This is a genomic window from Achromobacter sp. 2789STDY5608615 (assembly GCF_001298995.1).
GTDB lineage: Bacteria > Pseudomonadota > Gammaproteobacteria > Burkholderiales > Burkholderiaceae_B > Achromobacter > Achromobacter insuavis.
The window spans coordinates 1-12,355 of record NZ_CYTY01000050.1; the positions used below are offsets into that span (position 1 = coordinate 1).

The 12,355-nt window shown below is 68.6% G+C and carries 10 protein-coding genes; 2 read left to right on the plus strand and 8 right to left on the minus strand.

Going from position 1 to position 12,355, the window contains the following annotated elements; genetic code table 11:
• Positions 1-43: 43 nt before the first annotated feature.
• Genes adeC through AOZ49_RS27800 form a run of 3 tightly spaced genes read right to left on the minus strand, consistent with a single transcriptional unit; the run spans position 44 to position 5,921 of the window.
• Complete coding sequence (gene adeC / locus AOZ49_RS27790) at positions 44-1,534, minus strand: AdeC/AdeK/OprM family multidrug efflux complex outer membrane factor (RefSeq protein WP_054478980.1); 1,491 nt, start codon at positions 1,532-1,534, stop codon at positions 44-46.
• Positions 1,531-4,713, minus strand: coding sequence for an efflux RND transporter permease subunit (locus tag AOZ49_RS27795; protein WP_054478982.1), 3,183 nt, complete (start codon positions 4,711-4,713; stop codon positions 1,531-1,533). The genes adeC and AOZ49_RS27795 overlap by 4 nt, the downstream gene beginning before the upstream one ends.
• Positions 4,714-4,727: 14 nt before the next feature.
• Positions 4,728-5,921 (minus strand): efflux RND transporter periplasmic adaptor subunit, encoded by a 1,194-nt coding sequence (locus AOZ49_RS27800; RefSeq protein ID WP_054432004.1) that lies wholly within the window; start codon positions 5,919-5,921, stop codon positions 4,728-4,730.
• A 336-nt stretch (positions 5,922-6,257) separates the two neighbouring features.
• Between AOZ49_RS27800 and AOZ49_RS27805 the strand changes: the two genes are divergently transcribed.
• Positions 6,258-7,163, plus strand: a complete 906-nt coding sequence (locus AOZ49_RS27805; RefSeq protein ID WP_054478984.1) for a LysR family transcriptional regulator — start codon at positions 6,258-6,260, stop codon at positions 7,161-7,163.
• An 89-nt stretch (positions 7,164-7,252) separates the two neighbouring features.
• Here the strand turns inward: AOZ49_RS27805 and AOZ49_RS27810 are convergent, their stop codons facing one another.
• The gene (locus AOZ49_RS27810) at positions 7,253-7,984 is read right to left on the minus strand and encodes a pseudouridine synthase (protein WP_054478986.1); all 732 of its coding nucleotides are present in this window, start codon (positions 7,982-7,984) and stop codon (positions 7,253-7,255) included.
• Positions 7,985-8,113: 129 nt separating this feature from the next.
• On the opposite strand from AOZ49_RS27810, the gene AOZ49_RS27815 reads away from it, so the two are divergent.
• Positions 8,114-8,737 carry a chorismate--pyruvate lyase family protein gene (locus AOZ49_RS27815; RefSeq protein ID WP_369815886.1) on the plus strand — a complete coding sequence of 208 codons (624 nt, stop codon included), beginning with the start codon at positions 8,114-8,116 and terminating at the stop codon, positions 8,735-8,737.
• Positions 8,738-8,756: 19 nt separating this feature from the next.
• On the opposite strand, the gene AOZ49_RS27820 is transcribed toward AOZ49_RS27815, so the two are convergent.
• From AOZ49_RS27820 to AOZ49_RS27835, 4 genes are all read right to left on the minus strand, one after another.
• The gene (locus AOZ49_RS27820; RefSeq protein WP_054432007.1) at positions 8,757-10,169 is read right to left on the minus strand and encodes a DHA2 family efflux MFS transporter permease subunit; all 1,413 of its coding nucleotides are present in this window, start codon (positions 10,167-10,169) and stop codon (positions 8,757-8,759) included.
• Positions 10,170-10,217: 48 nt separating this feature from the next.
• Positions 10,218-10,916: an SDR family oxidoreductase gene (locus AOZ49_RS27825; RefSeq protein WP_054432008.1), complete on the minus strand. Its 699-nt coding sequence runs from the start codon at positions 10,914-10,916 to the stop codon at positions 10,218-10,220.
• A 124-nt stretch (positions 10,917-11,040) separates the two neighbouring features.
• Positions 11,041-11,640, minus strand: a complete 600-nt coding sequence (locus AOZ49_RS27830) for a TetR/AcrR family transcriptional regulator (protein ID WP_054432009.1) — start codon at positions 11,638-11,640, stop codon at positions 11,041-11,043.
• A gap of 169 nt (positions 11,641-11,809) precedes the next feature.
• Positions 11,810-12,346 (minus strand): YaeQ family protein, encoded by a 537-nt coding sequence (locus tag AOZ49_RS27835; RefSeq protein WP_054432010.1) that lies wholly within the window; start codon positions 12,344-12,346, stop codon positions 11,810-11,812.
• Between the last annotated feature and the right edge of the window lie 9 nt (positions 12,347-12,355).

Consider the following 12,355-nt stretch of genomic DNA (forward strand, 5'->3'; position numbering starts at 1 on the left):
CGATCTTTCGATCGGCCCGCTTTTTTTCATGCCGCGATGACGTTCAGCCCGGCTGGCCGGCGCCCGCCGGCGCCGCGCCCGGCGCCGGTTGCGCGGCCGTGACGGTGCGCTCGGTCCAGCCGCCGCCCAGCACCTTGTACAAGGTCACCAGGTTGGACAGGCGCGACAGGCGCGTGTTGACCAGCGTCTGCTGGGCGTTGTAGAGCGAACGCTGCGAATCCAGCACCGTCAGGTAGTCGTCGATGCCCTGGCGGAAGCGCTGCTCGGACAGGTCATAGGCGCGCTGGTTGGCGGCCACCAGCAGTTGCTGGGCCTGGATCTGCTCGTCCAGCGTGCCGCGCCCGGCAAGGGCGTCGGCCACTTCGCGAAAACCGGTCTGGATGGTCTTCTCGTACTGCGCGACCTGAATGTTCTTCTGCACCTTGGCCAGGTCCAGGCCCGCCAGCAGCGAGCCGCCGGCGAAGATCGGCACCGTGATCTGCGGCACGAAGCTCCAGGCGCCGGAGCCGGCGTTGAACAGTCCGCCCAGGCTGGCGCTGGCGGTGCCGGCGTTGCCCGTCAGGCTGATGGTCGGGAAGAACGCCGCGCGCGCCGCGCCGATATTGGCGTTGGCGCCCTTGAGCTGGTGCTCGGCCGCGCGGATGTCCGGGCGGCGCGCCAGCAGTTCGGACGGCAGGCCGGCCGGCAGCGCGGTCGGCAGCATGCCGTCGTCGAGCTTGACGGCGCTGTCCAGCGACGCCGAGAGTTCCGGCGACAGCGGCTGACCCACCAGCAGCACCAGCGCATTGCGATCCTGGGCCGCCTGGCGCGTGTATTGCGACAGGTTGGCCTGCGCGGTGCGCAGCGACACTTCGGCCTGGCTCAGGTCCAGCGCGGTGGACAGGCCCTGGTCATAGCTCTGCTGGGTGAGCTTGTAGGAATCTTCCTGGCTCTTGAAGGTGCCGCGGGTCAGGTTCAGCAGTTCCTGGTCGGCGCGCAGCGTCAGGTAGGCGTTGGCCACCTCGGCGATCAGCGTCAGCTGCGTCGCCGTGCGGGTCTCGTCCAGCGCCAGGTACGATTCGAGCGCCTTGTCGCTGAGGCTGCGGATGCGGCCGAACAGATCCAGCTCCCACGAGGACAGCGCGGCGCCGACCTGGTAGTTGTGGCTGGTGGTGGCCTGGCCGCTGGGCGAAAGGTCGGCCGGCGTGCGCTGGGCCGTTTCCTTGCCGGCGATGCCGACGCTGGGCATCAGATCGGCGCGCTGGATGCGGTACTGCGCCCGCGCCGCCTCGACGTTCAAGGCCGCCACGCGCAGGTCGCGGTTGTTGGCCAGCGACTGCTCGATCAGCTGCTGGAGCAGCGGATCGGCGAAGAAGTCGCGCCAGCCGATGTCGGCCGTGGCCACGGCGCCGGCGGCGTCGGCCTTGTAGGCCGGGCCGGTCGGATAGGCCGACGAGACCGGCGCGTCGGGCCGTTCGTAGGTCGGGGCCAGCGAGCAGCCCGCCAGGGCCGCCGCCAGGGAAAGGGAAACCAGGGTTCTCATCTGCAGCTTCATTGCGGTTTTCCTTCGACGGACACGTCCTGCGCGTCGTTGGCGCTGGGGTCGTGCGGGTCGCGTCGCGCGCTCATGCGTTCCACCTTGAACAGGCGCAGCATGATCACGAAGAACGCGGGGACGAAGAAGATGGCCAGGAAGGTCGCGGTCAGCATGCCGCCGATCACGCCCGTGCCGATGGCGTTCTGGCTGCCCGAACCGGCGCCCGAGGAGATCGCGAGCGGCACCACGCCCAGGATGAACGCCAGCGACGTCATCAGGATCGGGCGCAGGCGCTGGCGGGCGGCGTGGATCGCCGATTCCGTCAGGCTCGCCCCGGCCTCGTAGTGCTCCTTGGCGAACTCCACGATCAGGATGGCGTTCTTGGCCGCCAACCCGATGGTGGTGAGCAGGCCCACCTGGAAGTACACGTCGTTGGACAGGCCGCGCAGCAGCGTCGCCCCCAGCGCCCCGATGATGCCCAGGGGCACCACCAGCATGACCGCGGACGGAATCGTCCAGCTTTCATACAGCGCCGCCAGGCACAGGAACACCACGATCAGCGAGATCGCGTACAGCGCCGGCGCCTGGGCGCCCGACAGGCGTTCTTCGTACGACATGCCGGTCCATTCGAAACCCACGCCCACCGGCAGCTTGCTGGCGATGCGTTCCATTTCGTTCATGGCCGCGCCCGAGCTGTAGCCCGGCGCCGCCTGGCCCTGGATGTTGTAGGACGGCACGCCGTTGTAGCGGTTCAGCTTCTGCGGGCCGAAGCTCCAGGTGGCCTTGGCGAACGCCGAGAACGGCACCATGTCGCCATTGCTGTTGCGCACGTACCATTTGTCCAGGTCGTCGGGCAGCATGCGCGCCGAGGCCTCGCCCTGCGCGAACACCTTCTTGACGCGGCCGCGGTCGATGAAGTCGTTGACGTACGACGAACCCCAGGCGGTGGACAGCGTGCTGTTGATGTCCGAGACGGACACGCCCAGCGCCCGCGCCTTTTCGCGGTCGATGTCGAGCTGGTACTGCGGCGCGTCCTCGATGCCGTTGGGGCGCACGCCCTGCAGGATCTTGCTCTGCGCCGCCTCGCCCAGCAGCTGGTTGCGCGCGGCCAGCAGTTTTTCATGGCCCACGCCGGCGCGGTCCATCAGCTGGAAGTCGAAACCGTCGACGTTGCCCAGTTCCATCACCGAGGGCGGCGGCACCACGAACAGCTGGGCGTCGCGCTCGGTCTTCCTGAAATGGGCGTTGGCGCGCGCCGCCACGGCGGCCGCCTTGAGATTGGCGGCGCCGCGGTCTTCCCAGTCGCGCAGCTTGATGAACAGGATCGAGGCGTTCTGGCCGCGGCCGCCGAAGTTGAAGCCGTTGACCGCGAACACCGAGGTGACCGCGTCCTTCTCTTCGGTCAGCAGGTAGTTGGTGGCCTCGTCGATGACGGCCTTGGTGCGTTCGGCGGTGGCGCCGGCGGGCGTCTGGATCTGGGCGAACAGGATGCCCTGGTCTTCGCCCGGCAGGAACGCGGTCGGGATGCGGGTGAACATCCAGCCCATGGCGATGACGATGGCCAGGTACACCACCATCAGGCGCTTGGTGCGGCCCAGGCCGCGCGCCACGGTATTGGCGTAGCCGTGGCTGCTGCGGTCGAAGGCGCGGTTGAACCAGCCGAAGAAGCCGCGCTTGGTGCCATGGTGGCCCTTGGGAATCGGCTTGAGCAGCGTGGCGCACAGCGCCGGCGTGAAGACGATGGCGACGATCACCGACAGCACCATCGAGGACACGATGGTGATGGAGAACTGGCGATAGATCACGCCGGTCGAGCCGCCGAAGAAGGCCATCGGGATGAACACCGCCGCCAGCACCATGGCGATGCCGATCAGCGCGCCGGTGATCTGGGTCATGGACTTGCGCGTGGCCTGCTTGGGCGTCAGGCCCTCCTCGGCCATCACCCGCTCGACGTTTTCCACCACCACGATGGCGTCGTCCACCAGCAGGCCGATGGCCAGCACCATGCCGAACATGGTCAGGGTGTTGATGGAATAGCCGAACGCCGCCAGCACGCCGAAGGTGCCCAGCAGCACCACCGGCACCGCCAGCGTCGGGATCAGCGTGGCGCGGAAGTTCTGCAGGAACAGGTACATCACCAGGAACACCAGGATGATGGCTTCCACCAGCGTCTTGAACACTTCCTCGATCGACAGGCTGACGAACGGCGTGGTGTCGTACGGATAGACGACGTCCATGCCGGGCGGGAAATACGGCTTCAGGTTGTTGATGGTGTCACGCACCGCCTGCGCCGTGTCGAGCGCGTTGGCGCCCGGGGCCAGCTTGATCGCCAGGCCCGATGCGGGCTTGCCGTTGTAGTAGCTGTCGATGGCGTAGGTCTGGCCGCCCAGCTCGATGCGGGCGACGTTGGCCAGGCGCACTTGCGAGCCGTCGGTGTTGACCTTGAGCAGGATGCGGCCGAAGTCTTCCGGACGCTCCAGGCGCGAGGGGCCGATGATGGTGGCGTTCAGCTGCTGGCCACGCACCGCGGGCAGGCCGCCCAACTGGCCGGACGAGACCTGGACGTTCTGTTCCTTGATGGCGTTGACCACGTCAACCGTGGTCAGGCCGTAGTTCACCAGCTTGGCCGGATCCAGCCAGATGCGCATGGCGTACTGCGAGCCGAACAGCTGGAAGTCGCCCACGCCCTGGGTGCGGCTGATGGGATCCTGGACGTACGAGGCGACGTAGTCGGCCAGGTCGTCCTTGGTCATCGTGCCGTCGGTGGACACGAAGCCCGCCACGATCAGGAAGTTCTTGGTGGCCTTGGTGACGCGGATGCCCTGCTGCTGCACTTCCTGCGGCAAGAGCGGCTGCGCCAGCGACAGCTTGTTCTGCACCTGCACCTGGGCGGTGTCGGGGTTGGTGCCCTGGCGGAACGTCAGCGTGATGGACATGCTGCCGTCGGAGTTGCTTTCCGAGGAAATGTACTCCAGGCCATCAAGGCCGTTCATCTGCTGTTCGATCACCTGCACCACGGTGTCCTGCACCGTCTGCGCCGAGGCGCCCGGGTAGGTCACCGCGATGCCGATGGCCGGCGGCGCGATATTCGGATACTGCGAAACCGGCAGCTTCAGGATGGACAACGCGCCGGCCATCATCAGCACGATCGCGATCACCCATGCGAAGACCGGTCTATCGATAAAAAACTTTGCCATGCAAGGCTCCCTGACTACTGCTTGGCCGCCGCGGCGCCCGCCTGCGGTTGCTGCGCCGGCTTGGCGCCGGCTTCCGTGGCCACCACCTCGACGCCCGGGCGCACCATCTGCACGCCTTCCACGATGACCTTTTCACCAGCCTTCAGGCCGTCGGTGACCAGCCACTGGTCGCCAATGGCGCGGTCGGTCTTGAGTTCACGCAATTCGACTTTGTTCTCGGCATTGACCACCAGCGCCGTCGGCAGGCCGCGCTGGTTGCGCGTCACGCCGCGTTGCGGCACCAGCAGGCCGTCGGCGGCGACGCCGTCGACCAGGCGAGCGCGCACGAACATGCCCGGCAGCAGGCGGCGGTCCGGGTTGGGGAACACCGCGCGCAGCGTCACCGAGCCGGTGCCCTGATCGACCGTGACTTCGGAGAACTGCAGCTTGCCCTGCTGGGTGTATTGCGAGCCGTCTTCCAGCGTCAGCGTGACCAGCGCGGCCTGCTCGCCCTCGGCCTTCTTGAGCTGGCCGCTGGCGAGCGCGTTCTGCAGGCGCAGCAGTTGCACGCTGGACTGCGTCACGTCGACGTAGATCGGATCGATCTGTTGCACGGCGGCCAGGGCCGTGGCCTGGTTGGCGGTGACCAGCGCGCCTTCGGTGACCGAGGAGCGGCCGATGATGCCGTCGATCGGCGACAGCACCTTGGTGTAGACCAGGTTGATGCGCGCGGTGTCGAGCGCGGCCTTGGCCGACAGCACGTCGGCGACGGCCTGGTCGCGCGAGGCCACGGCGTTGTCGTAGGTCTGCTGGCTGACGGCGCGGGTGGCCACCAGCGGCTTGTAGCGCTCCGCCAGCAGCGCGGCGGTCTTCTGCTGCGCCTGGGCGCGCGCCAGGGCGGCCTTCTGGCTGTCGAAGCTGGCCTGGTAGAGCGCGGGGTCGATCTGGTAAAGCTGTTCGCCGGCCTTGACCTCGCCGCCCTCGGTGAACAGGCGCTTTTGCACGATGCCGTTGACCTGCGGCCGCACTTCGGCGACGCGGAACGGCGAGGTGCGGCCCGGCAATTCAGTGGTGAGGGAAACCGGTTTGGTGGTCAGGGTGACGACCGTCACCTGCGGCTTGCCCGCCTGGGGCGCGTCCTGCTTCTTGCCGCAAGCGGCCAACGTCAGGGCCGATGCCGTCAGCGTAAGCACCGCCGCACCGCGCCACATCGCGCTTTTCTTGTTCATAGATTGCATTCCCGATTTCCAACTAAAAAGGTAGCCTCACGCCCGCCCGCCGGGGCCTGCGCCCACAGGGAGACCGCAGCGGCCGCCGGACATCTGGCGGCAACAACGGCGCGACCCGAACCGTGCATCGGTTCGGCTCGTGAGGATTGACTGGGGTGTGGTTTCGCCTCAGACATTCAGGCAGGGCATCGACGCTTTGCTGCATTGCAGAATTCGCATTTTGCGTTATCCCGCCCGAGAAACAAAGAGGCATATTGAGAAAACATCATTCCAGATATGGGACAATAAATCACCCCATCGTGTGACAGAATCCCTTCCATGAAACGTCTACAAGGCATGGAGCTCTTCGTGGAGGTCGCCAAGACGCACAGTTTTAGCCGTGCGGCCGCCGCCCTGGGAGTGCCCAAATCGACATTGTCTCGCCAGGCGGCCGAATTGGAACGGTCCGTGGGCCTGCGCCTGCTCAGCCGCACCACCCGCAAGGTGGAGCTGACCGACGCCGGCCGGCTGTACTTCGAACGCTGCCAGCGCATCGTCGCCGAGGCCCAGATCGCCCACGAGGAACTGCAGAAGCTGGTCGACACGCCGTCGGGGCCGCTGCGGGTGAACATGCCAGCGGATTTCGGTACGGACTTCCTGGCCGAATCGTTCATGGAATTCTCGCGCCGCTATCCCGACGTCACCTTTTTCCTGGACCTCGCCAACCCGGACCACGCCCAGCGCGTGTTCCAGACCTGCGATATTTCCATCGAGATCGGCGACCTGCCCGACTCGACGCAGATCGCGAGGCTGCTGGGCATGCTGCCCGCCCATCTGTACGCCTCGCGCGAATACCTGGAGAAGCACGGGGAACCCAGGCACCCCAGCGACCTGACCCGCCACGAGTGCATCGAGTTCCGCGCCGAAGGCGCCGGCCGCGTCACCCGCTGGCCGCTGAACAGCGGCGACCAGCACATCCAGTTCACGCCCGGCAACCGCTTTTCCGTCAACGGCGTGGCCATGGCCCGCCGCCTGGCGATGCTGGGCGCCGGCATCACCGTGCTGGTTGGCGGCCAGACCGCCGAACAGAAATCGGGCCAGCTGCGGCGCGTGCTGCCGGACTGGCAGCTGGGACCGTTCCCGGTGTATGCCGTCACGGAAACCCGGCTCTTGCCCGCCAAGACCCGGATCTTCATCGAATTCCTGATGGAGCGCCTGGGCGGGGACGGGCAGGCGAAGGATACCGCGCCATTCATGAAATGACGGCGGCCCGGAAACAGACTGAAAAATTTGCTCGCGGCCGGTAGACCCCGGCGCGGCATGCGCGCGGCGGCTCCGGGCCGCCGCCCCGATCAGAAGCGTTCGTCCTCGCGCAGGTAGCGCCATTGGCCCAGCGGCAGGTCGCCCAGGGCCACGCGGCCGATGCGCACGCGCTTCAGACCCACCACTTTCAGGCCCACCAGTTCGCACATGCGGCGGATCTGGCGCTTCTTGCCTTCGCGCAGCACGAAGCGCAACTGGTCGTGGTTCTGCCAGCGCACCTGGGCCGGCTTGAGCGCCTTGCCGTCCAGCGACAGGCCGTGGTTGAGCAGCGCCAGGCCATTCTCGGACAGTTCGCCCTGCACCCGCACCAGGTATTCCTTGTCGACGCTGGAGTCTTCGCCGATCAGCAGCTTGGCCACGCGGCCGTCCTGCGTCAGCACCAAAAGGCCCTGCGAATCGATGTCCAGCCGCCCGGCCACCGCCAGGCCGTCCAGGTGGCCGCGCTCGAAGCGGTGCGGACTGCGGTCGCCGGCAAAGCGCGACCGCGCGTCGATCAGCGCGACCGCGGGCGTGTAGCCCTTTTCGGCCTGGCCCGAGACGTAGCCGACCGGCTTGTTGATGAGGATAGTGACGCGCGACGTCTGGCGCGCCTGCGCGGCGCGTTCCAGCGTGATGACCTGGTCGGGGAAGGCGCGCGCGCCCAGTTCGGACACCACTTCGCCGTCGACCCGCACCCAGCCGCGCTCGATATAGCTGTCGGCCTCGCGGCGCGAACAGAGTCCACGCTCGGACATGAGCTTGGAGATTCGTACTTTTTCCATGGCCGGTATTGTATGCGGAGCGCACCCCGCGTCCCCAGGCGGCGGCGCGCGCCGCTGCGGGGGCCTGCGGCAATCGGCCACAGGGGCCGGCATCGAACCGGCGCCCCGGCCTTGGCATAATACGCAGCCATGATGACCTCAGCAGCAACACATCGTCCTCCCCTCGCGGCAGGCTGGCTGGCCAGCGCGCCGCCGCGCCTGTCGCTCACCCAGCGCCACTGGCTGTTCCGTCCCGGCGCCCTGACCGCCGGCCTGCGCCAGGTCGGCCAGGTGCGCCTGCGGGTGCTGGCCGAATACGCCGACGGCGCGCCGGCCGACGAGGCCCGCGCCATGCGCATCGCCCCCGGCGCGCCGGTGTGGGTGCGCGAGGTGCTGATGTCGGTCGACGGCATCGACAGCGTGCCGGCGCGCAGCCTGACGCCGCTGCGCGCCTCGCACGGCGCCTGGCAAGGCATGCGGCGCCTGCTGACGCGACCGCTGGCCGACATGCTTTACCACGACAGCACCGTGGTGCGATCGCCGTTCGCCTGCCGTCTGCTGGCCTCGCCGGTGCCGTTCCACGCCACCGCCGCCGGCGTGCTGGTGCGCAATGGCCGCGAGCGCGACGCGCAGCGCGTCTGGGCGCGGCGCTCGGTGTTCTGGCGCCAGGGCCAGCCGCTGCTGGTGGCCGAGTGCTTCCTGCCCGACTTCTGGACCCTGCAGGCGGGCCGTCAGGCCCCGCCCCTGGTGCCGCACCAGCGCACCCCGCGCTGACCGGCCCGCCGCGCCGCGCTCAGGCATGCGCGGGACGCGGCCGGGTATCCACCGCCAGGCACAGCAGGGCCGTCAACAGCGCCAGGCCGACGTGGCCCAGGTACAGCGGATCGAAATCGGCATGGCTGAGCGCGCCCTTGCCCAGCAGCAGCACGGTCAGCGCCACGCCCAGCACCGCGCCGATCTGGCGCGTGGCCTGGTTGACGGCGCTGCCGACCGCGTAGTGCTGCGGCGGCAGGCGGTTGACCGCAGCGCCGGCCAGCGACGGCAGCACCAGGCCCACGCCCAGCCCGCTCAGGATCAACCCGGGCAGCCAATGCGCCAGATAGGCGGGCTCGGCGCCCGGCACCAGCAGGAACCACAGCCCGCTGGCGGCGTACACCAGTGACCCGCCCACCAGGAACGGGCGATGGCCCAGGCGCGCGGCCAGCTTGCCGGTGATGATCGCGGTCGGCATCACCAGCAGCGGCCCCGGCGTGACCGCCAGGCCGGCCTTTGGCAGGCTGTAGTGCCAGACCCCGGTCATGTAGAAGAAAAAGGCGAAGAACATCATCGCGAAGGCGATGCCGAAGCTGAGCGTGGCCAGGTTCACGTAGCGATAGGTGCGGTGCTTGAACAAGGCCAGGTCGACCAGCGGATGCGGCGTGGTGCGGGCCCAGCCGACGAAGGCCGCCAGCGACACCAGCCCCATCGCCGCCACCATCCACAGCTCACCGCGGCTCCAGTGCGGCGATTCCGACTGCACGATGGCCAGCGCCACCGCGCCCACCGCCACCATCAGCAGGGCCATGCCCACGCCGTCGACCCGGCGGCGCGCCTCGGGCCGCACCGATTCCTTGAGACGGCCGGCGCCGAACCACAGCGACAACGCCCCCAGCGGCAGGTTGATGTAGAACGCCCACGGCCAGCCCGCGGCATCGACCACGAACGCGCCCAGGCTGGGGCCGACCGCCGCCGCCAGCGCGGCCACGGCGCCCCACAGGCTCACCGCCACCGAGCGCTGCGAGGCCGGGAACGCCGCCAGCACGATCGACAGCGAGGCCGGCGTCAGCAGCGCCGCCCCCACCGCCTGCGCCACGCGCGCCGCGATCAGCCAGCCGACCGTGCCGGCCAGGCCGCAGGCGGCGGACGAGGCCAGGAACAGCAGCACCCCGATCATGAACATGCGCTTGCGCCCGTGCGTGTCGGCCAGGCCGCCGGACGGGATCAGCATGGCCGCGTAGACCACGGTGTAGGCATTCAGCACCCACGACATGTCGGCGGCCGAGGCCTCGGGAAAGCCGGCGCGCATGGCGCTGAACGCGGCGTAGAGCATGGTCGCGTCGAGCGAGACCAGGAACACGGCGACGCTGGCGATCCAGAAGATCGGCCAGGGCGACGCGGCCGCGGACGGCGAGGCGGCGGAAGCCGCGGGGGTGGCGTGGGAGTGCATGGCGGTCGGGCTTGGAGGAAACGAGGGATCGGAAGGAAAAGGAGCGGCTTACGCCAGCAGATAGGAGGCCGGGCTGGCCGACAGGCCCTGCTTGACCTGGCGCGTCGCGTCATCGGCCAGCACTTCCTCGGCGCCGGCCTCGAGTGCGTCGAAGGCCTGGACCACGACGTCCTCGGGCGCGAGCTTGGGCGCGTCCAGGTCGCGCGTCAGGTCGGTATCCACAAAGCCCATGTGCAGGCCCAGCACCTGCGTGCCCTGCTCGCGCAGTTCGTGGCGCAGGCCGTTGGTCAGGGCCCAGGCGGCGGACTTGCTCATGCCGTACACGCCCAGGCGCGGCCGGTTGATCCAGCTGGCGATCGACAGCACGTTCAGCAGCGCGCCGCCGCCGTTGGCCGCGAGCGCCGGCGCGAACGCCTGGGCCACGCGCAGCGAGCCCAGCAGGTTGGTTTCCAGGTGGCGGCGCGCCGATTCGATGCTGTCCTCGGCCAGGAAGCCGCCGATGGCGGCGATGCCGGCGTTGTTGATGACCAGCGTCACATCCTGGGCCAGCGCGGCCGCGGCGGCCACGTCCTGGTCGCTGGTGACGTCGAGCTTGATGGCCTGCACGCCCGGCAGCGTGACGCTGGCCGGATCGCGCGCGCCGGCGTAGACCTTGCGGGCGCCGCGGGCCAGCGCCTCGCGGGCGAAGGCCAGGCCGATGCCGCGGTTGGCGCCGGTGATGAGGACGGTGGCGTTCTTCAATTCCATGATGGATCTCCTGGGTGCTGCATTCGGGTTGTGGCCGGTGGCGCCGGCCGGTTATATAAATATGATGATCATCATATTTACGATGGAAAGAACGGCCGCGCAATGCGGCCTGGGACAAACCGGGTCAGTGCGACGCTTGCCGCCCCTCGCTGTCGTATTGCGCCAGGATAGACTCGCGCGCCGCCGCCAGCATGGCGCGGCCCTGCGCGTTGTCGCCCAGCGCGCGCGCCAGCTGGATGGCGCCCACCAGATTGCTGGTGACCGCCATGGCGACGTGCGGCGCGGCGTCGGCCGGCAAGGCCCGTCCGACCACCTCCACCAGGCCCTGCACGCGGCTGGCGGACATCTCACGCACCTCGGGCGACTGGCGCGGCATCTCGGACGCCAGCGCCGAAATCGGGCAGCCGCCCTCGCAGCTGGTCAGGTGGGTCTCGGACAGGTAACTCTCGACCAGGGCGCGCAGCGGGCTGGCGCCTTCGGCGCGGCGGCGCGCCATGCCCTGCGTCATGCGGGCGGCGCCATCGCGGCCGGCGCGTTCCATCGCCGCCACCAACATGGCGTCGCGCGACGGGAAATGGGCGTAGAAGCCGCCGTGCGTCAGCCCGGCTTCCTTCATGACGTCGGCCACGCCCACGCCGGCATACCCCTCGCGGCGGATCGCGCGCGCGGCCGCGTCCACGATGCGCTCGTGCGACAGCTCTTTACGGGAAGCGGGGCCGGCCATGGTCGGGACTCCTTTAATATGATGACCATAATATAAATCCGCCCCGCGCACTTTGCACGCTTTTTTTGTTGCGGCGCACTAATTGCCGTGGCCGCCCAGGACGGCAAACGGCCGGCCGCGGAAAGCCGGGCCGGCCGTTGGAAAAACGGGGACAAAAAGCCTGGCGCCGTCAGCGCCAGATTTCGGGCTCGATGCTGACTTCGCCCTTGTCGGCCGAGAAATACACCACCCCGTCCGAGATATTGGCGTTCAGCTGCATGGTGCGTTCGGCCAGGCTGGCCAGGGCGCGGGTCTGCTCGGACGGCAGGTTGATGACCTTCAGGTTGCGGGTGCGCTCGAGCTTGTTGCGCACGCCGTCCCACCAGATCTTGCTGGCGGAGCCGCCGTAGCAGTAGATGATGACCTGTTCGGCGCGGCCGCAGGCGCGCAGGATGCGGCGCTCTTCGGGCTGGCCGACTTCGATCCACAATGTGATGGCGCCGGTCAGGTCCTTGACCCACAGGTCCGGCTCGTCGGTGTCGCTCAGGCCCTTGGTGAAGGCCAGCTCTTCCTGCGCGTGCAGCGCGTAGGCCACCATGCGCACCATCATGCGCTCGTCGGTTTCGGAAGGATGGCGGGCGACCGTCAGCGAGTGGCTGCCGTAGTAGTGCCGATCGGTGTCGGCCACGTTGAGGTCGGCCTTGTAGATAGTGGCGCGCAGGGCCATGGCGAAAAA

Excerpts from the sequence above, each read along its gene's own strand:
- adeC (WP_054478980.1), bottom strand. The coding sequence starts at position 1,534 with ATGAAGCTGCAGATGAGAACCCTGGTTTCCCTTTCCCTGGCGGCGGCC.
- AOZ49_RS27795 (WP_054478982.1), bottom strand. The coding sequence starts at position 4,713 with ATGGCAAAGTTTTTTATCGATAGACCGGTCTTCGCATGGGTGATCGCG.
- AOZ49_RS27800 (WP_054432004.1), bottom strand. The coding sequence starts at position 5,921 with ATGAACAAGAAAAGCGCGATGTGGCGCGGTGCGGCGGTGCTTACGCTG.
- AOZ49_RS27805 (WP_054478984.1), top strand. The coding sequence starts at position 6,258 with ATGGAGCTCTTCGTGGAGGTCGCCAAGACGCACAGTTTTAGCCGTGCG.
- AOZ49_RS27810 (WP_054478986.1), bottom strand. The coding sequence starts at position 7,984 with ATGGAAAAAGTACGAATCTCCAAGCTCATGTCCGAGCGTGGACTCTGT.
- AOZ49_RS27815 (WP_369815886.1), top strand. The coding sequence starts at position 8,114 with ATGATGACCTCAGCAGCAACACATCGTCCTCCCCTCGCGGCAGGCTGG.
- AOZ49_RS27820 (WP_054432007.1), bottom strand. The coding sequence starts at position 10,169 with ATGCACTCCCACGCCACCCCCGCGGCTTCCGCCGCCTCGCCGTCCGCG.
- AOZ49_RS27825 (WP_054432008.1), bottom strand. The coding sequence starts at position 10,916 with ATGGAATTGAAGAACGCCACCGTCCTCATCACCGGCGCCAACCGCGGC.
- AOZ49_RS27830 (WP_054432009.1), bottom strand. The coding sequence starts at position 11,640 with ATGGCCGGCCCCGCTTCCCGTAAAGAGCTGTCGCACGAGCGCATCGTG.
- AOZ49_RS27835 (WP_054432010.1), bottom strand. The coding sequence starts at position 12,346 with ATGGCCCTGCGCGCCACTATCTACAAGGCCGACCTCAACGTGGCCGAC.